This window comes from Pseudonocardia sp. GCM10023141 (assembly GCF_042653605.1).
Genome location: NZ_JBHSIR010000067.1, coordinates 1 through 23,858 on the forward strand (window position 1 = coordinate 1; position 23,858 = coordinate 23,858).

22 protein-coding genes and 1 pseudogene are annotated in these 23,858 nt (G+C 71.0%); 9 read left to right on the forward strand and 14 right to left on the reverse strand.

Features of this window, described 5'->3' with window-relative positions:
• Positions 1–50: 50 nt before the first annotated feature.
• Both ACFPFQ_RS37775 and ACFPFQ_RS37780 read right to left on the reverse strand, forming a co-directional pair.
• Complete coding sequence (locus ACFPFQ_RS37775; protein WP_379627724.1) at positions 51–758, reverse strand: magnesium transporter MgtE N-terminal domain-containing protein; 708 nt, start codon at positions 756–758, stop codon at positions 51–53.
• A gap of 277 nt (positions 759–1,035) precedes the next feature.
• Positions 1,036–2,103, reverse strand: a complete 1,068-nt coding sequence (locus ACFPFQ_RS37780; protein ID WP_298799458.1) for an IS110 family transposase — start codon at positions 2,101–2,103, stop codon at positions 1,036–1,038.
• Positions 2,104–2,427: 324 nt separating this feature from the next.
• On the opposite strand from ACFPFQ_RS37780, the gene ACFPFQ_RS37785 reads away from it, so the two are divergent.
• Positions 2,428–3,522 carry an IS110 family transposase gene (locus ACFPFQ_RS37785; RefSeq protein WP_379627726.1) on the forward strand — a complete coding sequence of 365 codons (1,095 nt, stop codon included), beginning with the start codon at positions 2,428–2,430 and terminating at the stop codon, positions 3,520–3,522.
• 127 nt (positions 3,523–3,649) lie between these two features.
• On the opposite strand, the gene ltrA is transcribed toward ACFPFQ_RS37785, so the two are convergent.
• Positions 3,650–5,476: a group II intron reverse transcriptase/maturase gene (gene ltrA, locus ACFPFQ_RS37790; protein WP_379627728.1), complete on the reverse strand. Its 1,827-nt coding sequence runs from the start codon at positions 5,474–5,476 to the stop codon at positions 3,650–3,652.
• Positions 5,477–6,487: 1,011 nt separating this feature from the next.
• Positions 6,488–6,838, reverse strand: coding sequence for a hypothetical protein (locus ACFPFQ_RS37795; RefSeq protein ID WP_379627730.1), 351 nt, complete (start codon positions 6,836–6,838; stop codon positions 6,488–6,490).
• A gap of 253 nt (positions 6,839–7,091) precedes the next feature.
• Between ACFPFQ_RS37795 and istA the strand changes: the two genes are divergently transcribed.
• The 3 genes from istA to ACFPFQ_RS37810 are packed head-to-tail and all read left to right on the forward strand — an operon-like array spanning position 7,092 to position 10,038.
• Positions 7,092–8,762, forward strand: a complete 1,671-nt coding sequence (istA, locus tag ACFPFQ_RS37800; protein ID WP_379627732.1) for an IS21 family transposase — start codon at positions 7,092–7,094, stop codon at positions 8,760–8,762.
• A 41-nt stretch (positions 8,763–8,803) separates the two neighbouring features.
• A complete protein-coding gene (gene istB, locus ACFPFQ_RS37805; protein WP_379627734.1) occupies positions 8,804–9,598 on the forward strand; it encodes an IS21-like element helper ATPase IstB in 795 nt (264 codons plus the stop codon).
• Positions 9,595–10,038, forward strand: a complete 444-nt coding sequence (locus ACFPFQ_RS37810) for a hypothetical protein (RefSeq protein WP_379627736.1) — start codon at positions 9,595–9,597, stop codon at positions 10,036–10,038. Before istB ends, ACFPFQ_RS37810 begins: the two co-directional genes overlap by 4 nt.
• Here the strand turns inward: ACFPFQ_RS37810 and ACFPFQ_RS37815 are convergent.
• Positions 9,960–10,343 (reverse strand): hypothetical protein, encoded by a 384-nt coding sequence (locus ACFPFQ_RS37815; RefSeq protein WP_379627738.1) that lies wholly within the window; start codon positions 10,341–10,343, stop codon positions 9,960–9,962. The two genes, ACFPFQ_RS37810 and ACFPFQ_RS37815, sit on opposite strands and share 79 nt — an antisense overlap.
• Positions 10,344–11,055: 712 nt before the next feature.
• Positions 11,056–11,325: a cadmium resistance transporter gene (locus ACFPFQ_RS37820; RefSeq protein ID WP_379627739.1), complete on the reverse strand. Its 270-nt coding sequence runs from the start codon at positions 11,323–11,325 to the stop codon at positions 11,056–11,058.
• 191 nt (positions 11,326–11,516) lie between these two features.
• Here ACFPFQ_RS37820 and ACFPFQ_RS37825 point away from each other — a divergent pair.
• A pseudogene (locus ACFPFQ_RS37825) lies at positions 11,517–11,621 on the forward strand (hypothetical protein); the annotation flags it as partial.
• A gap of 60 nt (positions 11,622–11,681) precedes the next feature.
• On the opposite strand, the gene ACFPFQ_RS37830 reads toward ACFPFQ_RS37825, so the two are convergent.
• Both ACFPFQ_RS37830 and ACFPFQ_RS37835 read right to left on the reverse strand, forming a co-directional pair.
• Positions 11,682–12,413: a cation transporter gene (locus ACFPFQ_RS37830; protein ID WP_379627741.1), complete on the reverse strand. Its 732-nt coding sequence runs from the start codon at positions 12,411–12,413 to the stop codon at positions 11,682–11,684.
• Positions 12,410–12,763: an ArsR/SmtB family transcription factor gene (locus ACFPFQ_RS37835; protein ID WP_417715048.1), complete on the reverse strand. Its 354-nt coding sequence runs from the start codon at positions 12,761–12,763 to the stop codon at positions 12,410–12,412. Before ACFPFQ_RS37835 ends, ACFPFQ_RS37830 begins: the two co-directional genes overlap by 4 nt.
• A 211-nt stretch (positions 12,764–12,974) precedes the next feature.
• On the opposite strand from ACFPFQ_RS37835, the gene ACFPFQ_RS37840 reads away from it, so the two are divergent.
• Complete coding sequence (locus tag ACFPFQ_RS37840) at positions 12,975–13,925, forward strand: cation diffusion facilitator family transporter (RefSeq protein ID WP_379627743.1); 951 nt, start codon at positions 12,975–12,977, stop codon at positions 13,923–13,925.
• A 52-nt stretch (positions 13,926–13,977) separates the two neighbouring features.
• Here the strand turns inward: ACFPFQ_RS37840 and ACFPFQ_RS37845 are convergent, their stop codons facing one another.
• On the reverse strand, positions 13,978–14,343 hold the full coding sequence (locus ACFPFQ_RS37845) for an ArsR/SmtB family transcription factor (RefSeq protein WP_379627745.1): 366 nt from the start codon (positions 14,341–14,343) through the stop codon (positions 13,978–13,980).
• 266 nt (positions 14,344–14,609) lie between these two features.
• Here ACFPFQ_RS37845 and ACFPFQ_RS37850 point away from each other — a divergent pair, with 266 nt between their 5' ends.
• The gene (locus ACFPFQ_RS37850; protein WP_379628268.1) at positions 14,610–15,611 is read left to right on the forward strand and encodes a cation diffusion facilitator family transporter; all 1,002 of its coding nucleotides are present in this window, start codon (positions 14,610–14,612) and stop codon (positions 15,609–15,611) included.
• Positions 15,612–16,062: 451 nt separating this feature from the next.
• The gene (locus tag ACFPFQ_RS37855) at positions 16,063–16,464 is read left to right on the forward strand and encodes a TOBE domain-containing protein (protein ID WP_379627747.1); all 402 of its coding nucleotides are present in this window, start codon (positions 16,063–16,065) and stop codon (positions 16,462–16,464) included.
• A gap of 484 nt (positions 16,465–16,948) precedes the next feature.
• Here ACFPFQ_RS37855 and ACFPFQ_RS37860 read toward each other — a convergent pair whose 3' ends face one another.
• Genes ACFPFQ_RS37860 through ACFPFQ_RS37880 form a run of 4 tightly spaced genes read right to left on the reverse strand, consistent with a single transcriptional unit; the run spans position 16,949 to position 20,742 of the window.
• Positions 16,949–18,217, reverse strand: coding sequence for an MFS transporter (locus ACFPFQ_RS37860; RefSeq protein WP_379627748.1), 1,269 nt, complete (start codon positions 18,215–18,217; stop codon positions 16,949–16,951).
• Positions 18,214–19,575, reverse strand: a complete 1,362-nt coding sequence (locus tag ACFPFQ_RS37865) for a rhodanese-like domain-containing protein (protein ID WP_379627749.1) — start codon at positions 19,573–19,575, stop codon at positions 18,214–18,216. The genes ACFPFQ_RS37860 and ACFPFQ_RS37865 overlap by 4 nt, the downstream gene beginning before the upstream one ends.
• Entirely contained in the window at positions 19,572–20,345 is a 774-nt protein-coding gene (locus tag ACFPFQ_RS37875; protein WP_417715045.1) for a methyltransferase domain-containing protein, read from the reverse strand. The genes ACFPFQ_RS37865 and ACFPFQ_RS37875 overlap by 4 nt, the downstream gene beginning before the upstream one ends.
• Positions 20,346–20,376: 31 nt before the next feature.
• Complete coding sequence (locus tag ACFPFQ_RS37880; RefSeq protein ID WP_379627754.1) at positions 20,377–20,742, reverse strand: DsrE family protein; 366 nt, start codon at positions 20,740–20,742, stop codon at positions 20,377–20,379.
• Positions 20,743–20,878: 136 nt separating this feature from the next.
• Between ACFPFQ_RS37880 and ACFPFQ_RS37885 the strand changes: the two genes are divergently transcribed.
• Positions 20,879–21,568 (forward strand): ArsR/SmtB family transcription factor, encoded by a 690-nt coding sequence (locus ACFPFQ_RS37885; RefSeq protein WP_379627756.1) that lies wholly within the window; start codon positions 20,879–20,881, stop codon positions 21,566–21,568.
• Between the two features lie 49 nt (positions 21,569–21,617).
• Here ACFPFQ_RS37885 and ACFPFQ_RS37890 read toward each other — a convergent pair whose 3' ends face one another.
• On the reverse strand, positions 21,618–23,696 hold the full coding sequence (locus ACFPFQ_RS37890) for a copper resistance CopC/CopD family protein (RefSeq protein ID WP_379627758.1): 2,079 nt from the start codon (positions 23,694–23,696) through the stop codon (positions 21,618–21,620).
• Between the last annotated feature and the right edge of the window lie 162 nt (positions 23,697–23,858).

A 23,858-nucleotide genomic window follows, 5' to 3' on the forward strand; every position in this document is an offset into this window, starting at 1 on the left:
GCACGCCGCTGACCTGCCCGTATCGCTCCGACATGTCCCAGGATCCCCCATCAGCTGCGGAACGCAGGTCCGGTCTCGGGGGTCAATGCGTCGAGGACGTCGTCGGCGAGGATCCGGCCCAACGGGCGGCCGTCGTCGTCGACGACGAGCAGCGACGAGCGGCGCGAGTCCACTAGCGCGGCGGCGACCTCGCCCACGTCGGCCTGCGGGCCGACGACGACCGGGGCGGTGTGGCCGCCCTCGCGCAGCAACACCTCGCACCGCTGCTCGGCGGGCGCGGTCAGTAGGTCGAACAGCGGGACGTCGCCGAGTACGCGGCCCTGCGGGTCGCACACGGCGACCGCGTCGATCTCGTTGCGGTGCTCGGTGTGCTGGGTCAGCCGGGCTCGGATCTCGCCCACGGTGTCGGATTCGGTGGCGGTGACCAGCACGGTGGTCATGAACCCGCCGGCGCGGTCTTCGGGATAGTCCAGCAGTCCGGACAGTTGGCGGCGGGTGGCTTCGGGCATCCGCTCGAGCAGCTCCTGGCGTTCGTGCCCGCTGAGGTCGCGCAGCGCGTCCACGGCCTCGTCGGGTTCCATCGCGGTGAGCAGCTCCGCGGCCTGTTGGGGTTCCGATTCGCGCAGCAGCCCTTCTAGCTCGTCGGGGTCCATCTCCTCGAGCGCGTCCGCGGCGGTCTCCCGGGCCAGGCTGGCCAGCAGCTCCTGGCGGCCCGGGCGGCCTAGACGGTATGGAGGTCCGGGCTGGGGCCTCGCCACATGTGACACTTCTATGTGTGTCAAGGGGTCCTGGAGGCCGTTCCCCCGTATGGCGGCTCGGTCGCGGGTCGTCTCGGTGATCACATGCGGAGTCGGCGGTGTTCGGCAACCCGGCAGGCCGGGCGGCAGAATCGGCGGGGCTGGCCGCGCCGGATGAGTGGCTGGTGGAAGGTGTGCTGGCAGAGCCAGCGCCGGCAGCGCAGGACCAGGCAGGCGGCATGGTCCGGGCATGGTCCTGGGGTCGGGGGCGGTGTGTAACGGTATTCGCGCTGCTCGGTCATCCGGTGGCCTCGGCGGCGGGGGTCATCGCGGTGGTGAGGGTGCGGTGGAGCTGCCGCGCGATGTACCGCTTGAGGCAGCGCCGGATCTCCCTGGGGTTCTTGCCTTCGGCGGTGCGGCGGGCGACGTAGGCCTGGGTGGTCGGACACGAGCGCATCCGCGTGACCGCGATGGTGTGCAGCGCCCGGTTCAGGGCACGGTCCCCGCCCCGGTTGAGCCGGTGCCGCACGGTGCGCCCGCTGCTGGCCTGCAGGGGGCTGGCGCCGGCGAGGGCGGCGAACGCGGCGTCGTTGCGGCAGCGCCCGGGGTGGGAGAACGACACGATCACCTGGGCGGCGCTGACCGGGCCGATACCGCGACGGTCGGTCAACCCCGGTGCGACGTCGTTGACGATGGTCTGCAGCTGGATGCGGTTGGCCTTGAGCGTCCGGGCGGCCTCGCGCAAGGCGAGGGCGAGGCGGCGGAGCTCGGCGTGCCGCACGGCCTGCTCCCGGCTGGCCTCGCGCGGTTGCCGACGCCGGGCCACGCTGGCCAGGCGGGCGTCGGTGAGGGTGCCGCGGGCGAGGTGGCGGTCGGTGTCGTCCCCACTCAGTAGCAGCGCGCGCAGCCGGTTGGTCTGCGCGGTGCTGGTGGTGGTGAGTTCCTGACGTGCAGTGAGCAGGATTCGCAGGGCCTCGCGGTCCCCGTCGGCGCGCGGGACGGGTAGCCGGTCGGCGTCCAGGCGCAACGCGGCCAGCACGGCCAGGTGCGCGTCGATCGGGTCGGACTTGCCCTTCCCGCGCCGGGCTTTGCGGTTGGGCTGTTCGCACTCGAGCACGATCAGGCCAGCCGCGGCCGCGGCGCGGGCCAGCCCGACGCCGTAGCTGCGGGTGCCCTCGATCGAGAGGGCCAGCCGCGGGCCGGGGGCGTGGTCGACGATCCAGGCCAGCAGCTCGGCGTAGCCGGTGGTGTCGTTGCTGATCGTGGTGAGGGCGATCGGAGCGCCGTTGGGCAGCGCGATCTCGACCTGATGGGTGTCGCGGTGGGTGTCGACCCCGACGACGGCGTCGACGAGTTCTGCCAGCATGGGCACCGGCCTGGTTCCTTCCGTAGGGAGCGGGTCAAACGGTCGGCACCGGTCTGGGTAAGGGTCACCGGAGTGGCACATCTGTGACGAGTCACGCCCACGGGCGGACAGACTTCTGATCAAGCCAACTGGTGGGCCAGGCCGGTGCCGGCAACCACAGCGGACAGGTCACATGAAGGGCACGCCGAAGCGGCCAGATCTTGAGCGAGTCACGCCACGGTCACCGGCACCGAGCCTGGTGGTCCTCCACCCAGGAGCACCGCAACGACACTCACAGATCGTGGGTTGCCGGGCAGGAGCGGGTCCTGGCCGGTAGAGCCACAGATGTGGGAGGCCCCAGTGAGCGCGAATGCTACGAGTGTCGGTCTGGATGTGCACGCACGCTCGGTCGTGGCGTGCGGCCTGGACGGGCGGACGGGGGAGTTGTTCGAGCGTCGGTTGACCCCGGATCACGGCGACATCGAGTCGTGGATCCGGTCTCTGCCTGGCCCAGTCGCGGTGACCTATGAGGCTGGCCCGACCGGGTTCGGGCTGGCCCGATTCTTGATCGGTAGGGGTATCGAGTGTCAGGTCGCGGCGCCGTCGAGGTTGCAGCGCCCGTCGGGGGACCGGGTCAAGACCGACGTCCGGGATGCGCGGCACCTGGCCCGGCTGCTGCATCTCGGGGAGATCGTCGCGGTGACCGTGCCGGGTGTGGAGCAGGAAGCGGCCCGGGACCTGGTGCGGGCTCGTGAGGACGTGCGAGGGGATCTGATGTCGGCGCGGCACCGGCTCTCGAAGTTGTTGCTGCGCCAGGGGATCGTCTACTACCAGGGCGCGGCGTGGACCGGCGTGCATGACCGCTGGCTGCGATCGCAGCAGTTCACCGTGCCCGGGTTGCAGCTGGCGTTCGACATCGCCTACGACACCATGCTGGCCGCCGTCGCCCGCCGCGACCGCTTGGACGCCGCGATTGGTGTGATGGCCGCCGACAGCGAGTTCACCCCGGTGGTGACTCGGCTGGGCTGTCTGCGCGGGGTCGCGACGGTGACCGCGTTCGGGCTGGCGGTGGAGATCGGGGACTGGCGCCGCTTGGATGGCCGTGCGATCGGCGCGTATCTGGGCCTGGTGCCCACCGAGTCCTCCTCGGGCGGGTCGCGGTCTCAGGGCTCGATCACCAAGACCGGCAACGGGCACGCGCGGCGGTTGCTGGTCGAGGCGGCGTGGCATCACCGCCAGCCCTACCGGCTCGGGGCCGAGCTGCGCCGCCGCCAGGAAAGCGCCACGCCGGCGGCGCGGGACCGTGGACAGCGGGGAAACCGGCGCCTGCACGACCGCTGGGTGTCCTTCGACGCCCGTCACAAGCGGCCCGTGGTCGCGAACACCGCGATCGCCCGGGAGCTGGCCGGTTGGTGCTGGTCACTGGCCGTCCTCGACTGACCGCAGCTCCCCTTGCCTCCGTCGTTGATCGTCTCTCGCCGCTTGTCGGTGTCAGTCGGGTAGCCGGAGCACGTTGCCGTGCTCCGGCCCCCTCAGAACCGTGCGTGCCACTTTCACGGCACACGGCTCAAGCAAGCCGCAAGGGCATGCAGGGTTGATGTGCTGTCGTCCTGCGGTGTCGGGCGCGAAGCGCCCGTTGGCAGGACGCGTGTACCAGGCGGGTTTGATCACCGTCCGGAGTGCCGGGTCGCCCGGGCCGTCCGTGGTGCACGAGGTAGTCGTGCTGGATGGCCTTGCGGGTGACCGCCAGCCACCAGTTCTCCCACTGCTGGGGCGAGCTGGGTGGCTGGTCGGCGGTGAGCACGGGATCCCCGCAGAGCGGGCAGCGGCTGTCCTGCCGGTCGAGCAGGCGCAGCGTGTAGCTGTCCAACGGGAGTTTGATGCGTCGCCGCCGCGCGGCCCAGTAGTCGACCAGGGCAGGGTCGTCGGGGGACGCCGTGCCTTTGACCGTCTGGTGCCGGACGATGTTCGTCCAGGAGAACTTGAGCAGGTGCACGACGCCGCCTCGCGCGCTGACGAGCGCGGGATCGCCGAATACCCAGCGGTCGTTCCTGAACTTGTTGAACTTGCCGAAGTAGCGGCTGACCAGCCACGTCTTCGACTTGTTCGGATGGCTGTGCTTGGCCCACTTGTAGGTGAGCTGCCACACGTAGGCGTCCAGCGTGGAGAAAGCCTTGCTGGACACCGCTCCCCGGTAGTAGGAGGCCCACCCCTTGATGATCGGGTTGAGCCGGGCGATGACCGCCCTCGCGTTCGCGCCGCGCAACGTGCGCACCTCGGTCGCGAGCCGGTTCCGGAGGCGCCTGATACCCGCCTTGCTCGGTTTGATCAGCAGCTTGCCCTGGTAGCGGCGAAGGCTGAACCCCAGGAAATCGAACCCCTCGGTCAGGTGGACGATCCGGGTCTTGTCCTCGTTGATGGCAAGACCCCGGGGTTGCAGCCACGCGGCAAGCCGCGCCTTGACTTGCTCGGCCTGCTGCCGCGATCGGCAGCACACCGCGAAATCATCGGCGTATCTCACCAGCACCGGGGCGCTCGGTATCGTGGTCCCGGCCATGTGGTCGGTGCTGCGATACCGGACTCCCGCGGCCTCTTCCAACCCGTGGAGCGCGACATTCAATAGCAACGGACTGATCACCCCACCTTGCGGAGTTCCCTCCTCGGTCGGAGCGAATCCGTTGCCCTTCTCGAACACGCCCGCCTTCAGCCAAGCATGGATCATGCCCCGGGCAGGGAATGAGCCGAGCATGGCCAGTAAGTGGTCGTGGTCGATCTGATCGAACGCCGCGGACAGATCCGCGTCCAAAATCCACACCCGCCGGGCGTTGCCGCACAGCGTGTTGAACAGGGCCTCGATCGCGTCCAGACAGCTTCGACCCGGCCGAAACCCGTACGACTTGGGTTCGAACCGGGCCTCCCACTCGGGTTCCAACGCGTTGCGGACCCGTCCCTGATGGCACCGGTCCATAATCACGGGGATACCGAGTGGGCGCTGTTTCCCATTGGCCTTCGGAATGTACACCCGCCTGACCGGCAGGGGCTGCCAGGAGGAGATAGTTTGGTGCACGCGCACCGCCACCTCCATCCTGCGGACGGAAGTCAGCGCGATCTCCTCGTCCACCCCTGCGGTCATGCGGCCAGCATTGCGCTGCGTCACCTGGCGCACGCTGATCAGCGTGTTCGACCAGGATCGCAGCATCATCTTCTGCAGCGACCGGACCTGCGCCCAGTCCTGCTCCTGCGGCGCCTTGAAGATCCTTCGCCGCAGCCGCCGTACTCGGCCCTCGTGAGCGCGCCAGTCAATGGCGTCCCAGTCGAGGGTCTCGTCCTCGGGTCCGTTCACGTTGCGGGTGCCCGTCGCCACCGCTGGGGTGGAAAAAGAGTATCCCGTCATGTGTCCAACTTGTCCTTCGGTTCCGGCAGTCACCTGCATCAGTCCTTCAAAGGCTCACCTGCCCACGTCAGCAACCCTTTCAGGTCCGGCTCACAAGTCCGGTATCCGGCCAGTTATCCACGGGCAGCCACTTGGAGGGGCAGCCATATCGCCTGTGGTTTCCTGTCGCCTTTCGGCCACCGGCATTTGCTTCTTGGGCATCCTGTTCCCGCTGGGAATTCAGCTCTCCTTGCGGTCGGCCTACCAGATTTGCTACCTGGACCCTGACGGGGTTTCCACGTTCCGCACGCGCAAGATTCGGCCGGGGTGGGTGCCCTCTTTATCCCGGGACGGTGGTGCTCTCCCGGCCGGTCGACATTCTCCAGCCGGCACCCGCCGCCTTCTCTAGCGGCCAGCCCTATACCCCGCTAACTCATTCCATCTGATCGGGGGTGGACGATAACGGGACATCACCGAGGGTTCACGTGCTTCACCCGTCCGACCTTCCCCTCGCCTGTGGCCCCCGGATGGAACGAGGACCCTTGGGCTTCACCCTGGGCTTCGGACCCCGCGGTCACCCACGACGCCCGCCAGGACGGGGACGAGCCTTGAGCACTGGCTCGGAACTACACCTTCGACATCAGCCGACCCTCCAATCCGATGCGTTCACTTGCGCTGTGCGACCTCGCGTCGCACACACCGTTCGTCCTCGCTGCGCTGCGGGCGCTGCGTGTTGACACCTCCCACGCACCGAGAAGTGATCGCTTGGACGGAGGAGCCGGGGGCTATGACGCCCGGATGAGCACCGGTGGTGACGGCAGCGCCTGCGAGCGACCCGCGACTGACCTATGAGCACCAACCTCCTCCAGCCATCCCCGGGCACGGGGGGGCAGAAGGGGGAAGGCGACGCTCGGTTCTAGACAGCGGAACCGCTCGAAAGCCGAACAGACCGTCCTGCGGTAACCAACCCGCGCATATCAGACTGACGACGCGTCGATACCGACACGCTCGCCACCACCAGTGCTCGTCCGGTCACCGGAGCGGTGTCCACGGCGACGGTCGTGGACACCGCTTCACCCTGCCCACTTGACAAACCGGACTCCATATCAGGTCTTCGAGTAGGTCGGCGAGCTCCCCGGGGCGCAGCCGGTGCAGCGCGGCCTGCCGGTCGCGCAGCCGCACCGTGGCCGGCCCGTCAGTGGCCTGATCGGCGAAGGGCGCGACTGCGTCCCAGTCGATGACCCGGTCCGGGGTGGGACGTCCGCGCAGCCGCTTGGGGCCCAGGCGGCGCAGCAGCGACTGCACGCTGACATCCACCCCGACCAGGAGCACTTGCTCACCGACCGGGGCCAGGTACAGATCCGCGGCCCGGATGACCTGCACACCGTCGACGTCGACCAGTTGGTGATCGAGCAGGTCCCGGGCCTGGCTGTAGCACTCTGATCTGGCCCCACTGTTCTTCTCTGGTCTGGCCCCACCTGCGGCCGGGTCGGGTGCGGGCGTAGCACTGTGAGTTGGCCCCACCTGCGGGGATGTCGTCGGTCGACACGCCGCCGCGGTGCTTCGTGGATCTCGGGCTCGGGCGGATCGTGGTGTCGTCCGTTGCTCGTCCGTCCGCTCGCGCATAGGGGCCGGGATGGGGTCGAGGGTGGAGTTGTACGCGGCGATCCGGTTCGATCGGCAGCGCCATCAGATGTCGATCCGGGCGCTGGCGGAGAAGTACTCGGTGCATCGGCGCACGGTGCGCGAGGCGGTCGAGTCCCCGATCCCGCCGCCACGGCGGGTGCCGGTGCGCTCGGCGGTGGTGCTCGACGCGGTCCGCGAACTGATCGACGCCATGCTCGCCGAGGACCTCGCGGCGCCGCGCAAGCAGCGCCACACCGCCAAGCGGATCATCGAGCGGCTGCGCACTGAGCACGACGCTGCGGTGTCGTACTCCTACGTCGCGAAGTACGTGGCGCGCCGGCGCCCGCAGGTTATCGCGCAGGCCGCGGCGCGTGACGCTGCGAAGGCGGGGGTGGTGGCGGGGTTCGTGCCGCAGTGCCACCCGCCCGGCGCGGAGGCCGAGGTCGACTTCGCCGATCTGTGGGTGCGCCTGGACGGGGAGATGACCAAGTGTTTCCTGTTCACGCTGCGGCTGTCGCACTCGGGGCGCGCGGTGCACCGGGTGTTCGCCTCCCAGGGCCAGGAGGCGTTCCTGGAAGGCCACGTCGCCGCGTTCGAGGTGTTGGGCGGGGTCCCGCTCGACAAGATCCGTTACGACAACCTGCGCTCGGCGGTGCACCGGGTGTTGTTCGGGCGCAACCGCGTCGAGTCGGGGCGCTGGCTGAGCTTCCGGGCGCACTACGGGTTCGACGCCTTCTACTGCCAGCCCGGTGTCGAGGGCGCGCACGAGAAGGGCGGTGTCGAGGGCGACGGGGGCCGGTTCCGCCGCACGCACCTGGTTCCGGTCCCGCAGGTCGCCACGCTGGCCGAGCTCAACGCGCGCCTGGTCGCCGCCGATCTGGTCGATGACGACCGGCACATCGACGGCCGCGGCGAGTCGGTGGGGGCGGCGTTCGCCGGCGAGGCGCCGTTGCTGGCGGCGTTGCCGCTCGAGCGGTTCGACACCGCGTTGTCGGTGACCGCGCGGGTCGATCGCTACGCCCAGATCATGGTCCGCCAGGTGCGCTACTCGGTCCCGGCCCGGTTGATCGGATCGAGGGTGCGGGTCGCGCTCGCGGCGTCGCAGCTGACGGTGTTCGACGGTGCGACACGGGTCGCGACCCATCCGCGGGTGCTCTCTCGCGGCGACGCGGTTCTCGAGCTGGATCACTACCTGGAGATCCTGCTGGGCAAACCGGGGGCGCTGCCGGGGTCGACCGCGCTGGCGCAGGCCCGCAAGGCGGGGAAGTTCACCGCCACGCACGAGGCGTTCTGGGCCGCGGCGCGCGCGAAACACGGTGACGGCGCGGGCACCCGGGCGTTGATCGAGGTGCTGCTGCTGCACCGGCGGCTGCGCCGCGACGCGGTGCTGGCCGGGATCGCAGCCGCGCTGGCCGCGGGCAGCGTGTCCGCCGACGTGGTGGCCATCGAGGCTCGCAAACACGCCATCACCAGCGCCGAGGCGGGTGAGCCTGCGGTGGCGCCGAGTGCGGCACCGCAACGGTCGCGGGCGTCGGTGGTGACCCTCGGCGCGCGCCGCCAGGCCGCGCTCCCGGCCGATGCCCGGCCGGCGCCGTCGGTGGCCGACTACGACCAGCTGCTGGCCCACCGCCAGCCCCGCCCCGATCACGTCGTTGACCACGCCCAGGAGCGCAGCTCATGAGCAGACCCGCCCCCTCCCGTCCCCCTTCCTCCCGGGACGAGTTGACCGATGCCGCCGCGGACGCCGCGATCGAGCAGGCCTGCCGGATCCTGCGGCTGCCCACCATCCGCGAACACCACGCCCGCGTCGCCGAAGCCGCCACCCGGCAGAAGGCCGGCTACAAAGGATTCCTGGTCGAGCTGCTGTCCATGGAGTGCGACGAGCGCGAGGACCGCCGCAAAGCCCGGCTGATCCGTGACGCCGGGTTCCCTCGCCCGAAACGCATCGACGACTTCGACTTCACCGCGAACCCGCTCATCGACCCCGGACTGATCCACACCCTGGGCAAAGGGGCCTGGATCCGCGCCGGGCAACCACTCTGCCTGATCGGCGATTCCGGCACAGGGAAGTCTCACCTGCTGATCGGGCTCGGGATCGCCGCCGCGGAGGCCGGCTACCGGGTCCGCTACGTCACCGCCGCCGCCCTGGTCAACGAACTCGTCGAGGCCGCCGACGACAAACACCTCTCCCGCACCATCGCCCGCTACGGCCGGGTCGATCTGCTCTGCCTCGACGAACTGGGCTATTTGGAACTCGACCGCCGCGGCGCGGAGTTGCTGTTCCAGGTGTTCACCGAACGCGAGGAACGCGCCTCGGTCGCGGTCGCGTCGAACTCCGCGTTCTCCGAATGGGCCCGCACCTTCACCGACCCGCGGCTCTGCGCCGCGATCGTGGACCGGATCACCTTCGAAGCCCACATCGTCGAGACCGGCACCCAGTCCTTCCGGCTGCGCTCGAGCCAGCGCAAACACGCCAAAACCAGCGCCGCGCGGGACCGGGAAAGGAGCACTCCATGAACGCCGACCACGCTGCCGACCCACCGACCTTCGACTACGACCCCGGCTACCCCCAGACCTTCGAGCGCGACTACGACAACGCCTACGACCGGGTCACCGCCCGCGACATCGCAGACCTCCTGCACCAGTTCACCGAGATGCGCTGCAGCCCCCGCGGCGGCGTCATCGACACCGTCATCGATCCCGCCGAGCGGGCCGCGTTCCTGTCCCGCAAGGCCGAGCTGTTCACCCGGATCGCACGACGCGCCGAACGGACCCGCGTCGACGACTACAGCCGGCAAGTCCGACAGATGGCCACCGACGCCCGTCACGCGGCCGAGCAAGCCCGGCTACAGATCCCGCAACAGCGGGTGGGGCCAGATCAGAGAAGAACACTCGACGGCCCAACCGCCCGGGATGGGGCCGAATCAGAGGAGAACTCCGGGGCCAGTTCTGGTTGACACAGCCACCGGGCCAGCAGGACCTCACCGGGGCGGCGGGTGAACTCCCGCAGGTCCAGCCGCGCGTTGTGCAGGGTGACGGTGCGGTGGGTGACCGCGGCGATCGCGGTGGCGTGCAGGAACGCGCGGCGGCGCCCGATCCGCACCACCAGCCCGGTCACCGGGGGGTAGCGCTCCTCGCCGTAGAGCCGGGCCACCACATCCACGACCCGCCCGACCTCCTCGCCGGACTGGTTGAGCACCCGCTCGCCGAGCAGCCCGGCCAGCGACACGATCGCCTGGCGCACCGCGCGGGTGGTGGTCACCCGCGGCGAACTCGCCCCGAGATGGCGGCGGAGAGCGTCCGCACCGGGCAACGGCGGACGGGGCAATGACAGCGGAAACGACAGCGACAGCGAGGACATCAGGACCTCCGGGGCGGGGAACCCGCCCCGGAGGCCTACAACGTCATACCGGTGACGTCAGACCAGCCGGGCGGGGAACGGGAACGGACAGCACCCGCGGCGCGGCGCGCAACCCACACACCAGCTCTGTGGCGGCCGCGCCGCGTGGACTAGGAGGCTCACCACCCACGGCGCCCACCTCCTCCACGACTCGCCCATGACCATCACCCACACCTGCGTCCCGGCTCCGGGACGGCGGCTGGACTGTACTCCCCAACCCCGGCGAGTCGACCAGCCAGATCACAAGATCGTCGACCACCTCAAGAGACCCAACAGTGCCGGATCACGCTCGCGGCGGGGATCGCTCGGGGCTCGTTGTCAGAGGCCGGCTGGTGAAGAAGTGCCCCGCGGCGCACCACACCGCGATCAGAACTAGGAACACCCGACGTAGTGAGCAGCGCACCCGCGCCCGCGGTAGCGAAAACCGGGACCTACACGCCCGATGTTGTCCCCGCCGTTGGCCACGGTCACCGCGGCCACAGCGAACACCCCAGGCCCTGCCCCGGCCTCCTCGTCGGTCGCCGCGTCATGGTTCTCGGCGGTGTCGGAGTTGTCGGCGGCGCGGGTGCGGTATTCACCCCAGGCGATCCAGGGCGCGCAGGCCCAGGACCAGCGGGACCAACCCCAGGTAGGGGATGACCGTTTCAGACAGCAGCCCCGCGCCCAGCGCCCCGAGGATCGCGGCGGCCAGGATCGCGGCAAAGCCCAGGTACTGCCCGATGACGCCCCGCGGCACACCTCTGCGGTTAGCGGCTTGGCCGAAGAACAACGCCAGGACGGCGATGCCGTCGATGTTGGTGACCGCGAACAGCCCAATCGCCCGCCCGACCAATCCGCAGCTCACATCTTTGTCCTGTCTGCGGCTACACCGCCCTGACACCACCTCCCGCCGGCGCAATCACGCCGTCGGCGGATTAGCGCAAGGGTGAGCCGGCGCGGCCTTGTCCAGCCTGCCATTGCCCAACGAAGCCGACTGACCAGAGTCTGTTTCAAGCAGCCTGCTCAACGCGGGTGAGCAGCTGGTCGGCAGGCCTGGGGATGCTCCTCGACGGGTTCCGCCCGGACCGGTTCGACGTGGCTGGCGCGCTGATCTGCCTGGTTAGCGTCGCGGTGATCATGTACGCGCCGCGCGCGGCCTGAACCTCGGCTCCGCCATCCCGGATCGCTTGCAGCACACAGGTCAAGGACGCCGGCGGCGGGTCAGCAGCAGTCCTCGCCGCGCCAGGCCTTGCGACCTTCGTTGACCGCGACCGCGGCGATGGCCAGGCCGATGATCGGGTCGGCCCACCACCAGCCCAGGGGGGCGGTGAGGGTGAGACCGAGCAGGACCGCGCCGGCCTGGGCGGCGCACATCAGGTTCTGCACGCCCTCTCCGGCGGTGGCCCCGGAGTCGAGGGTGCGGCCCAGGCGCTGCTTGGCGATCCCGAGCAGGGGCATGACGAGCAGGCTCGCCGCAGTCAGCACGATGCCCAGGACGGTCGTGTCGGCCCGCTGGCCGGTGAGCAGGTCCCGGACGGCCTCGACCGCGATATAGGGGGCGAGCAGGTAGAACGAGACGGCGACCGCCTTCTGGGCGCGGCCCTCCGCGGTCCGCGACCGGGTGCGGCTGCCGGTGAACCGCCAGATCACGATGACCGCGGCCACACCCTCGATGACCGAGCCCAGCGCCCACCCGATCAGCGCGATCGACCCGGCGGTCGCCCCGGCGATCAAGCCGAGAACACCTTCGCCGGTCATCCACAGCAGCGAGAACCACGACAGCGCCTTCGCGCGGGCGGCAGCGCGGTACCATGCCGGGCTGCGTTCCGCTGGGGCGGGCGCGGCAGCCTCGCAGCAGGCGTCTGCGCATCCACCCTGATCGTCGATCGGGATGGCTTGATCGGTGATCTTCTGGGCGGTGATCTGCGCGGCGGGCCGGTCCGGGCTGCTCATCGCGTCGTCTCCTGCGGGTCGCCGTAGGTGGGGCACAGCGCGACGGCGTTGCCGGTGGCGGCCAGGACCTGCTCGGCGACGGCGAACAGGTCCAGCAGCGCCGGCTGGGTCAACGAGAACACCGAGGCCCGTCCGACCGGGCGGGCCTCGACCAGGCCGCAGTCGCGCAGGCACGCCAGGTGCGCCGACACGGTGGCCTGGGCCAGCCCGAGACGCTGTGTCAAGTCCACCACCCGGGCCTCCCCGTCGGCCAGCCCCCGCAGGATCTCCAACCTGGCCGGATCCCCCAACGACCTAAACAACGCCGCGGCCGGGCGCAACCCGGCCCGCACAGCCTCACCCACCGGTATCGCCACCCGACGATGATAACGCCCCACTCCGACGAGAAGCGATACGCGCGATACGCTCCCGAAAACCATGCAGAGATACGCATGAGTGGTAGTGGTTGTCATGAGGGAGTGGTCAGTGGGCACCAGCGACGAACACCAGCACGAGCACGAGCACGAGCACGATGAGCCGGCCGGCCCCGGCCAGGCGCACGGGCACGGGCACGGTTCCGGGGTGTCCGCGCAGACCGACCGCCGCTGGTTGGGCGTCGCGCTGGGGCTGATCCTCGGGTTCATGGCCGTCGAGGTCGTGGTCGGTGTGCTGGCGCAGTCGCTGGCGTTGCTGTCGGACGCCGCGCACATGCTCACCGACGCCGCCTCGATCGTGCTGGCGCTGGTCGCGATGCGCCTGGCCGCCCGGCCCGCCCGCGGGTCCTACACGTTCGGACTCAAGCGCACCGAGATCCTCTCCGCGCAGGCCAACGGGCTGACCCTGCTGCTGTTGTCGGTGTGGCTGACCTACGAGGCGATCCGCCGCCTGATCGACCCGCCGCAGGTCGCCGGCGGGCTGGTGGTGATCACCGCGGTGGTCGGGATCGTGGTTAACCTCGCTGCCGCGTGGGCGATCAGCCACGCCAACCGGTCGAGCCTCAACGTCGAGGGCGCGTTCCAGCACATCCTGACCGACCTGTACGGGTTCATCGCCACCGCGATCGCCGGCGCCGTGGTGCTGACCACCGGGTTCACCCGCGCGGACGCGATCGCCTCGCTGGTCGTGGTGGTGTTGATGGTGCGCGCCGGCACCGGGCTGGTCCGCGAGTCCGGGCGGATCTTCCTCGAAGCCGCGCCCGCGGGGATCGACCCCGATGTCCTGGGTGACCGGCTCGTCGCGCTCGAGCAGGTCGACGAGGTCCACGACCTGCACGTCTGGCAGATCACCTCCGGCGACGTCGCCCTCTCCGCGCACGTGCTGGTCGAGCGGGGCGCGGACTGCCACGCGCTGCGCCGCGACCTCGAACAGCAGCTCGCCGCCGACTACCGGATCACCCATACGACCCTGCAGGTTGACCACGCCGGTGCGGCACCTTCTCGGCGTCCGGCCGACGTCGCCGGACTCCCGCTGGCCGTGCCACACTGCGACACCAGCCACGGGGCCGTGCACCGCGACGAACCCCACCCGCACTAGGTCAACCCCCTCCGCGCAGCCATGCTCACGCCCGGCTCACGTGGCGCAGCGCTCAGCGTGGAATGTCGTGGTGCGGGATGTCGTGTACCAGGTGCCCGGCGAACTGGTAGGCCTCCTCGACCAGCCCGCGCAGGTGATCGCTGGCCAGGCGGTAGAGCATGCGGCGCCCGTCGCGTCGGGCTGAGACCAGCCCGGCCAGGCGCAGCCGGCCCAGGTGCTGCGACACCGAGGACCGCGACGCGGCGACCTGCGCGGTGAGGGTGCTCACGTCCTGCTCACCGACCGCGAGCAGCCGCAGCAGGTGCAACCGGGTGGGGTCGGCCAGATGTCCCAGCACCTGCGCGGCCAGCCCGAGCTGATCACCGTCGGTGGGCTGCTGCGGTTCCGCGGCAACAGCCATGTCATTGTGCGCGCGCATGGTTGCATAATGCGCCCGGTCCGCGCATCCTGGCAACCGTGAGCGACACACGAGCGGCAGACCCGACCGCGGGTGCAGGTGCGGGCGGCCCGGGCGAGCACCCCCACGAGCACGATCAGCCGCAACCCGGTGACCACGCACACGGGCACGGCCACGGGGTCGCGCCGGCGGCCGCGGCCGCGCCGGAATCGGAGCACGGCCACGGTCACGGCCAGCCCGACGAGCACGGCGACGGGCATGAACACGGCCACGACCACCCGGGTGGCGTGCGGGGCTGGATACTGTCGATCTTCCGCCCGCACAGCCATGACGCGGCGGACTCGGTGGACCCGGCGTTGGAGGCCAGCGCCGACGGCATCCGGGCGGTGAAGATCAGCCTGGTCGCACTGTTGGCCACCTCGATCGCCCAGGCGATAGTGGTGGTGCTGACCGGGTCGGTGGCGCTGTTGGCCGACACGATCCACAACTTCTCCGACGCCTTGACCGCGGTACCGCTGTGGATCGCGTTCGTGCTCGGGCGCCGGATCGCGTCGCGCCGCTACACCTACGGGTACGGGCGCGCCGAGGACCTGGCCGGGGTGTTCATCGTCGCCATGATCGCGCTGTCCTCGATCGTCGCCGGGTACGAGTCGGTCCGTCGGCTGTTCGATCCGCAGCCGGTGACCAACATCGGGATCCTGATCGCGGCCGGGCTGATCGGGTTCGCCGGCAACGAGGTGGTCGCGGTCTATCGGATCCGGATCGGACGCCGGATCGGCTCGGCCGCACTGGTCGCCGACGGGCTGCACGCCCGCACCGACGGATTCACCTCGCTGGCCGTGGTGATCGGCGCGCTCGGGGTGCTGGCCGGGTTCCCGCTGGCCGACCCCATCATCGGCATCCTGATCACCGTCGCCATCCTGGTCGTGCTCCGCGGCGCCGCCCGCGACATCTACCGCCGACTGATGGACGCGGTCGATCCCGAGCTCGTGGACACCGCCGAAGCGAGCCTGCTCGCCGTCCCCGGGGTGATCGCGGTACAGGAACTGCGGCTGCGCTGGATCGGACACCGGATCCGCGCCGAGACCGGCATCACCGTCGACCCCACCCTGGGCATCGTCGCCGCGCACGACATCGCCACCGCCGCCAAGCACACCCTGCTCCACGACGTGCCGAAACTGGCGGCCGCGACCGTGCACGTCAGCCCCCGCGACACCGCCGGACACGACCACCACGCCGAGCTCGCCCACCACCCCACCGCCCTGGAGCCCGGCGCCATCACCCAATAGCCAGGCGTCAGCCGGCCGCCAATCTGTCGATCAATCGCCGGTGACACATCCTTACCCCTAGTCCGGTCACCAGGCGAAAGGCAGGGGTCGAGGCCGCCGGTGAGCCGATCGGTGCGTGACGCGAGATCCTGGACCGGCACCGCAGTGGCCAGGTTCGGGAATCGGTCGACCAGTGCGGTGAGCAGGACCTGCAACTCCAGCCCGCCCACGGTGTTCCGCAGCCTGCAGCAGGTCCAGGACGTGTTCGTGCGATACCTGAACGCGGTCAACCAGCAGCGCTCCTCAGCAGCGCGGCGATCTTGCGTCAACCGGTGATCGCTCCGAACGGCAGCCCACGACCGTAGGTCGCCGTGGACGGTGACCCCTGCAGGTGGGCTGAGAAGGCCGGGCAGCCCGGGAGCTCGCGCGGTGGCCATCGTCGGGCGAACCCGCGGCCCTAGGATCTCGCGTCATGTCGCAGTTCAGGATCTCCGAAGTCGCTGGGCTGCTCGGTGTCAGCGGTGACACGGTCCGGCGGTGGGTGGAGGCGGAGAGGTTGCCGGTGGCGCGCGACGAGTCCAATCGCCGGGTCGTCGACGGTGCCGCGCTTGCGGTGTTCGCCCGCGAGCACGCCCGCGCAGCGCCGGACCCCTCGGCGGTCCAGCGATCCGCCCGTAACCGGCTGGTCGGCCTGGTCACCTCGGTGGTCTCGGACCGGGTGATGGCGCAGGTCGAGATCCAATGCGGTCCGCACCGGGTGGTGTCGCTGATGAGCAGTGAAGCTGTGCTGGAGCTGGGTCTGGAACCCGGTGTGCTCGCCGTCGCGGTAATCAAGTCGACCAACGTCGTGATCGAGACACCCGGACAGCAGTGACTGCCACTGCCGGCAAGTGCCGCGCAGTCGCAACGACCGTCCTGGCCGGGCGAACGGATCACCTGTCGTGGGGCGCACAATCACGGGCGGTCGCGCGAGCGAAGGATCGGCGCCGTGGCTCAGCCGAGGCGGGCGACGGTGCCGGCGCGGGACAGGTCGAGGCCGCCCAGGGCGATGACATTTCCCCGGATATCGTGGACGGCCTCGACGAGCAGTGCGGCGGGACCGAACTCCATGACGCACCACCGCGCTGATCGACGCACTCGAAACGCACGACGGGTGTCGCGAGGACCACACCCACCGAGCCGAGCCACCCTGGTCGCGCTCACCGAGCAGGGCGTCGGACATACGGATTGGATGTTCTTCCCGCGCCGCGACGCCGCGCAGGCCGCTGCTGGGCGATGGCCTCCGACCTTGCCGGGTTCACCGCCGTCCCCGACTCCGTGCGGTGGGGTCGGCGCGGCCGCCACCGGCGGTCGAGTCCTTATCCGCGTGGGTGTGTCTCGTACATGCGCGCCGCGGCCAGCAGCCCGGACGCGGCGGTGAGCGCGGCCACCACCCAGATCGCGGCCGGGATGCCGAAGGTGTCGGCGAGCAGCCCGGCGACGAGCGCGCCGACGGCGAACCCGCCGTCACGCCAGAGGCGGTAGACCCCGACCGAGCGGGCCCGCCATGCCGGGTGCGCGACGTCGCCGATCGTGGCCAGCAGGGTGGGGTAGACCATGGCGGTGCCGGCTCCCAGCAGCACCGCAGCCACCGCCCACACCGCGAACGAGCTCCCCACCGCGACGAGGGCGAGCGCGGCGCCCTGTAGCAGCATCCCGGCGACGATCAACGGTTTGCGGCCGATCCGGTCCGACCAGGCCCCGGTGCCCAGCTGCCCCAGTCCCCACACCGCGGGGTAGAGCGCGGCGAGCACCCCGATCTGGGCGATGGACAGCCCCGCGGCGGCGAACAGCACCGGGAACAGCCCCCACGCCAGGCCGTCGTTGAGGTTGTTGACCATCCCGGCCTGCGACGCGGCGGACAGGGCAGGTTCGCGGAAGCTGGTCTGGGTGAAGACCTGCCGGTCGGTCAGCTGCGCGTGCAGGTGTTCGTGGCGTCCGTCGGGACGGGTGGTGTGGGAGGCGGCGTCGAGGCGGGCGTGTCCGCGGGTCTCGCGCACCGCCAGCGTCGAGATGCCCAGGCCGAGGCCGGCGAAGGCGATGCCGAGGTAGAACGGTTGCGGGCGCAGCCCGTAGCGGGCGGCGAGGTAGCCGGTCGCGAGCGCGGTGGCCGCGACGGCGAGGTAGCCGGCGGCCTCGTTGAGACCCATCGCCAGCCCGCGCCGCGCGGGCCCGACGAGGTCGATCTTCATGATGACGGTGGTGGACCAGGTCAGGCCCTGGTTGATCCCGAGCAGCACGTTGGCCGCGATCACCCAGCCCCAGCCGGGTGCCCAGATCAGCAGCAGCGGCACCGGGATGGCGAACATCCAGCCGGCGATCAGGACGGGCTTGCGTCCGTAGCGGTCCGACAGGGTGCCGGCGAGATAGTTGGTAGCGGCCTTGGTGGCGCCGAAGGCGAGGATGAACGTGAGCGCGCTGGTGTAGGCGGTGAGCCCGAACTCCCGCTCGGCGAGCAGCGGCAGCACGGTGCGTTCCTGCCCGAGCATGCCACCGACCAGCGCGTTCACCGCGACGAGCAGGCAGAACTGGGCCAGGTTCGCGCGTAACCCCAGCTGGGGGGCTCGCACCGGGTCCGTTCGGGTCATGGCCCGGTCCGCAGGTGGTTGCCGGTGGCGGCGGCCCAGTCGGGGGGGCCGCCGACGAGCACGCCCAGATGTCGGTGACCGGCCCGTTCGAGCAGGCTGACGGCGCTGGCGGCGCGTTCCCCGTGCCCGCACATGACCACGGTGGGCCCGGCGGGAAGCCGCTCCGCGGTCCCGGCGAGGTCACCGAGCTCGACGTGCACGGCACCAGGGAGGTGCCCGGCGCGGAACTCCGGGCGCTGTCGGACATCGAGCACGTGTCGGTCGGTGATCCGGTCCGGGGTGACCAGCTCGGTAGCCGCGATCGGCTCCCCTGCCGCGGTCCATGCGTCGATGCCGCCCGCGAGTTCTCCGGCGAGCCGGTCGTGGCCGACGTTGAGCGCCCGCCACACCAGATCGTCGAGGTCCTGGTCGGGGCCGCGGAGGATCACCAGCGGGGTGTCCGGCTCGACGAGCCAGCCCAGCCAGGTCCCGAACTGCGCACGCAACGGGTTCGACACCGAGCCCGGCACGTGCGCGGCGGCGTAGTCGGTGACCGGGCGCACGTCGACGATGAGGGCTCCCCCCGCCAGCAGCTCGCGGACCACCGGTACCCCCAGCTCGGGGAGACCCTGGCTCCCCAGAACGGCGGGGCCGCGCCGGTTGAGCTCGCCCAGGCGCAGGAAGTAGGGCGGGTAGCTACCCAGCGAACCCAGCAACGCCGCTACGAACGCGTCCTCGTCCGCGATCCCCAACAGCGGGTTCGTGGCCAGCTCGCGGCCGATGGTGGACGTCCGCTCGGCGCCGGGCGGGGCCGAGCAGAACGACCCGGCGCCGTGGGTGGGCCACAGCGCGGTGGCGGACGGCAGCAGCGCCAGGCGCCGCAGCGAGGCATGCTGCGCGCGGGCCAGTGCCTCGGCGCGGTCGGCGCCGAGCAGGTCGGTCCGCGCCGCCGACCCGACTATCAGCGACCCCCCGCTGAACACCCCGACCGGGGTGTCACCGTCGAGCAGCAGGAACGCCAGGTGCTCGTCGGTGTGCCCGGCGGTGGCCAGGGCTCGCAGGGTGAGGCCACCGAGGTCGACGTCCTCGCCGTCGACCAGCCCGCGATGGGCGAACTCGCGGCGTCCTGCCGCCGACGCCAGCACCTGCGCGGCGTCGTCATGAGCCAGCTGGGTGGCGCCGGAGAGGAAGTCGGCGTGCAGGTGGGTGTCCGCGGCGAATCCCACGGCCACGCCGCGACGCGCGGCCACGGCCCGGACCGCACGCAGGTCCCGCGGCGGGTCCACCACCAGTGCGCGACCGTCACCGAGGTCGACGAGGTAGCTGGAGTTGCCCAGCCCCTCATCCACGATCGGGACCACCTCGACGGCCGCGGTCACCCGGGGCTCCTCGCGAGGAACGGGTAGCCGTAGACCTCGAAGGCGCGGGCGTTGCCCTCCCCCGGTGCCCCGCCGAAGGTGTCCCACGCGGGCCCGATCTGTACGTCGGTGAATCCGGTCTGTTCGAGCATCGCCTGCCAGCCCGCACGGGGCAGCCCACCGGCGATTCAACCGGTCCACAGGTCGACATCGCGCATCGCCTCGATCGGGACCGGCCGCCCGTTGGCGATGTCGGCGAACTGCAGCACCCCACCCGGCCGCAGCACCCGTCGGACCTCGGCGAACACCGCCGCCTTGTCCGCGCACAGGTTGATCACGCCGTTGGAGATGACCACATCGGCCCAGCCGTCGGGCACGGGCAGCGCCTCGGCAAGCCCCGCACGGAACTCGACATGGTCCAGTCCGAGCTGTGCGGCCGTGCGGCTCGCCCTGGTCAGCATCTCCTCGGTCATGTCGACCCCGACGACCCGCCCGCCGGGCCCGACCTGCCCGGCGGCGATCACACTGTCGAACCCGGACCCGGAGCCGACGTCAACAACCCGCTCCCCGAGCTCCAGAGTGCGCAGCAGGAACGGGTTGCCGACACCGGCGAAGGACTCCACCGCGGCGTCGGGCAACGCATCGACGACCGTGTCGGGGTAGTCCAGCCGGGCGGCGAGCGGACGTCCGGTGTGGAAGTGGAACGTGGCGCCGGGGTCGGTGGCCACCTCGCGGTACTTCTCCCGGACCTGATCGCGCAGCACAGACGGGTCCACCAGCATGTCGCTCATCGCCGTGTCTTCCTCTCCATACCGGGGGTGGTCAGTAGCTGAAGACCGTGGCGGCCTCGCCACCGAGCCAGTCGAACAGCGGGACGGTGCCAGCGATCTCGGCGTGCGCGACCAGCGCGGTGTCGTCGAGCCGGCGCGCGTTGAAGCAGATCGGACATACCTGCAGCCGTCCGCCCGCGGAGGCGAACCGCTCGGCCAGATCCGGCAGCGGCGGACACCCCTCGCACGCCACCCCGATCGCGCCGTCCTTCAACGCCAGCCGCACGGCCTCCTTGGTCAGGAACATCCGCACCGGCTGCCCCCGCTCGGCCGCGGCGACCCCGACCAGGAACGCGACGGTGACCCGCTCGGAGTCCTCCATGCCGGTGGCCAGGTTCACGATCACCTTGTCGCTCATGGGTCCTCCCGTGCGGTCGAGGAGCGGATCCGCCGCTCATATTCAAGCTGATACTTGAACATCCTCGGCCTGACCAAGCTTGTCAAGTACTTGTATGAACTTGACAGGAGGTCGTGCCCGGACGGAGCATCGACGCATGGGTGATCGGGTGGCGAAAGACGCGCTGTTCGCCGCGTTCGCCGAGGTGGCCGCCGCGCTGGGGTCCGGGCGGCGAGCCGAGATCGTCGACCTGCTCGCCCAAGGCGAGCGCTCCGTCGAGGACGTTGCCGACCAGATCGACCAGAGCGTCGCCAACACCTCCCATCACCTGCGCACCCTGGCCCGCGCGAGGCTGGTCACCACCCGCCGCGACGGCACCCGCATCTTCTACGCGCTGAGCAGCGGGCGGGTCGAGCAGATGTGGGCGGCGGTCCGCGCCGTCGCCGAGGAACACGCGGCCGGGCTGGACAATCTCGCCCAGGCCTACCTCGGCGACCGCGCCGAGCTGGAGGCCATCGACCGACGCGCACTCGTCGAGCGGATGCGCCGCGGCGACGTGATCGTGCTCGACGTCCGCCCCGCCCCGGAGTACACCGCCGGGCACATCGCCGGGGCCCGGTCGATCCCCCTCGCCGAGCTCCGCCGCCGACTCCGCGACCTGCCCGACGACACCGAGATCGTCGCGTACTGCCGGGGCCCGTACTGCGTCTACGCCGACGACGCCGTTCGACAGCTCCGCGAGTCAGGCGTCCAGGCCACCCGGCTGCAGGACGGCTTCCCGGAATGGCGCAACGCCGGCCTTCCCGTCGCTGTCGGCTCCGAGACCGACCACTCCATGACCGGATAGTCCCGGCCTCGGGACAGCCCGTCGACGTCTCCGGGCCATTGCTGCGCGTCTATCCGTGGCCGGACGGGTACTCGAACGTCGAGGTGATGAGATGGTTGGGGGTGGTGGCCTCCTCCCGCAGGATCCGGAAGTCCGGTCCGGCAAACAGGCGGATGGCGATGCCCTGGGGGAACCCGAGCCGGATTTCGGTGTCACCGGACCCGGTGGCGACGACAACGGGGTTGCCGCCGCCGTTGTCGTAGGGCTCGGTGGTCAGGAAGTCCGGGCCGGTGAACGGCAGCGCTGTCTCCTCCCCCGGATATCCGGTGTAGTCGCTGGTCACGGCCTGGTGCACGGTCATGCTGGGGACCGCGCGCATGGCGGCGAGCACCTTCGCCAGCAGCGTCGGGTCGGGGCGTGGGGGCCAGGGGATCGTCAGGTTCGCTGTCGCTGCAGGCGAGGGCGGGGCCGCGATGTCCAGGCTCAGCTGATTGATCCCGTCACGCCAGTCCACCGGGCTGGTGAAGCAACCCGCCCCGCAGCCGATCAAGGTCAGGGTCGTCGGGGCGGCGCTGGGCGGGGTCAGCACGGCGGTAGCCCGGTAGTCCGCGGGCCGGGCCGCAGGTGTGCCGCCGTCACCGGTTGCGGTGCTCGGGTCGGCGTTGTCGGTGCCGAGGTCGTCGCGGCCCGGTGCGGTCATGTGGACCACGAGCTGTCCGGTGCTGACGGTGGCGATCACGGTGATCTGCCCGGCCAGGGTGCCCGCCGACACGGCCGGCCCGACCGGCGGCGGCGGGGCCGCGAGCGCGGTCGTGATCGGTCCGGCGGGCGCGACCGACACGAGGACCGCGGTGACGACGAGGACACCGATCAGGCCGGCGGCCTCCCCGCGGACCGCGCGGCCCAGCGGGTGCTCGCTCGGGCTCGGGGTGATCGTCGAGCGCCGTAGCCGGCGCCGAGCCAGCGCGGCGAGCACGAGAACGGCGACGACGAGGGCGAGTTTCGCCACCAGCACCAGCCCGTAGGTGCTGTCGATCAACGCCGCCGGGGTGGGCACCACGAGCACCGCTTCGAGCGTGCCGGTGACGATCACCAGCGCGACCAGGGCCAGAGCGAGGCGGGAGTAGTCATACAGCAGCAGACGGGTCAACCCGATCTCGCCGGGCTGACGCCGCCAGTGCCGGGCGACGCGCAGCACGTGCACCAGCCCGCCGATCCACACGCTCACCGCGATCAGGTGCACGATCGTCAACGCGGTACCCCAGACGAGACTGCTCGCATGCGGATGCGCCCGAAAGCCCTCGGCCGCCACAACGGCCAGCAGCGGCACCGCAGCCACTGCCCACAGCGCCGATCCCCGGGCGGTGCGGGCGAGCACGCCGAGCCCGGCGGCGAGCAGGAACCCGGCCAGTTCGACAAGCAGCACTCGGCCCGGTGCGGTGCTGAGCAGCCGGGACGGGTCGAGCCCGACCTGATCGGCGGCGAGCACCGCCGCAGCCAGCAAGCCCAGAACCGCACCGGGCACCACCGCAGGCCGCAGCCCGACGAATGCCGTGCGGCCGGTGGGACCGGCGTGGTCGACCTCCCGGCCGACGCGGCGCTCGAGACGGTGGCCGACCAGGCCACCCAGGGCCAGGGCCAGCCCGACGAACAGCACCCATCGCGCCGTCACCACGACCGGCGAGTCGACGGGGGCCGCGCTGTCGCCGGCAACGGGTGTCGCGCCGGTGCCGACGGCGAAGGTGATGTTGCCCGAGACGAGGTCACCGTCATCGGCGGTGGCCTGCCAGTGGACGCGGTAGCCGCCCTCGGCCAGCTGGCCGGGGACCGGCGCGGACAGCCGACGCCCGCCCAGCGACAGCGCCGCGGGACCGAGCGGGGAAGGCTTGCCGGCGGGGTCGGTGAGGGACAGCGCCGTCGTCCCGATGCTGACGGGCTCGTCGAAGTCCAGGGTGATCGCCGCCGGTGAGGTGGCCACCGCGTAACCGCCGGGTGGGGTGCTCGCCAGCAGATACGCGTGCGCCGAGGCGGCTGGGGCCGGCAGCGCCAACCACAGCAGCGCGACCAGCGCCGGGAGCGCCAGCCTCAGCTGGCGGCCGCGGGCGGCGCTCGCCCACAGACGAGATGGCCCAGAACGGCCTGGCTGCACCGCAGCAGAGGACCTCACCTCGGCATCAGCCGACGCTCCGAACCAGCCACATCTCCTACCTCCGTACCGAGACGGTAGTCGACGCGGTTGAGCAGTCGTGCGCACACCTGCGCCCCTTGAACATCGCGGCCTGCTGGATGGGGCACGGAGCCGGATTCGGGT

Bases quoted from the DNA above. Each gene is read 5' to 3' on its own strand.
- ACFPFQ_RS37780 (WP_298799458.1), bottom strand. From the start codon at position 2,103: ATGCTGGCAGAACTCGTCGACGCCGTCGTCGGGGTCGACACCCACCGC.
- ACFPFQ_RS37785 (WP_379627726.1), top strand. From the start codon at position 2,428: ATGTGGGAGGCCCCAGTGAGCGCGAATGCTACGAGTGTCGGTCTGGAT.
- ltrA (WP_379627728.1), bottom strand. From the start codon at position 5,476: ATGACGGGATACTCTTTTTCCACCCCAGCGGTGGCGACGGGCACCCGC.
- istA (WP_379627732.1), top strand. From the start codon at position 7,092: ATGGGGTCGAGGGTGGAGTTGTACGCGGCGATCCGGTTCGATCGGCAG.
- ACFPFQ_RS37810 (WP_379627736.1), top strand. From the start codon at position 9,595: ATGAACGCCGACCACGCTGCCGACCCACCGACCTTCGACTACGACCCC.
- ACFPFQ_RS37830 (WP_379627741.1), bottom strand. From the start codon at position 12,413: ATGAGCAGCCCGGACCGGCCCGCCGCGCAGATCACCGCCCAGAAGATC.
- ACFPFQ_RS37845 (WP_379627745.1), bottom strand. From the start codon at position 14,343: ATGCGCGCGCACAATGACATGGCTGTTGCCGCGGAACCGCAGCAGCCC.
- ACFPFQ_RS37855 (WP_379627747.1), top strand. From the start codon at position 16,063: ATGTCGCAGTTCAGGATCTCCGAAGTCGCTGGGCTGCTCGGTGTCAGC.
- ACFPFQ_RS37860 (WP_379627748.1), bottom strand. From the start codon at position 18,217: ATGACCCGAACGGACCCGGTGCGAGCCCCCCAGCTGGGGTTACGCGCG.
- ACFPFQ_RS37880 (WP_379627754.1), bottom strand. From the start codon at position 20,742: ATGAGCGACAAGGTGATCGTGAACCTGGCCACCGGCATGGAGGACTCC.
- ACFPFQ_RS37885 (WP_379627756.1), top strand. From the start codon at position 20,879: ATGGGTGATCGGGTGGCGAAAGACGCGCTGTTCGCCGCGTTCGCCGAG.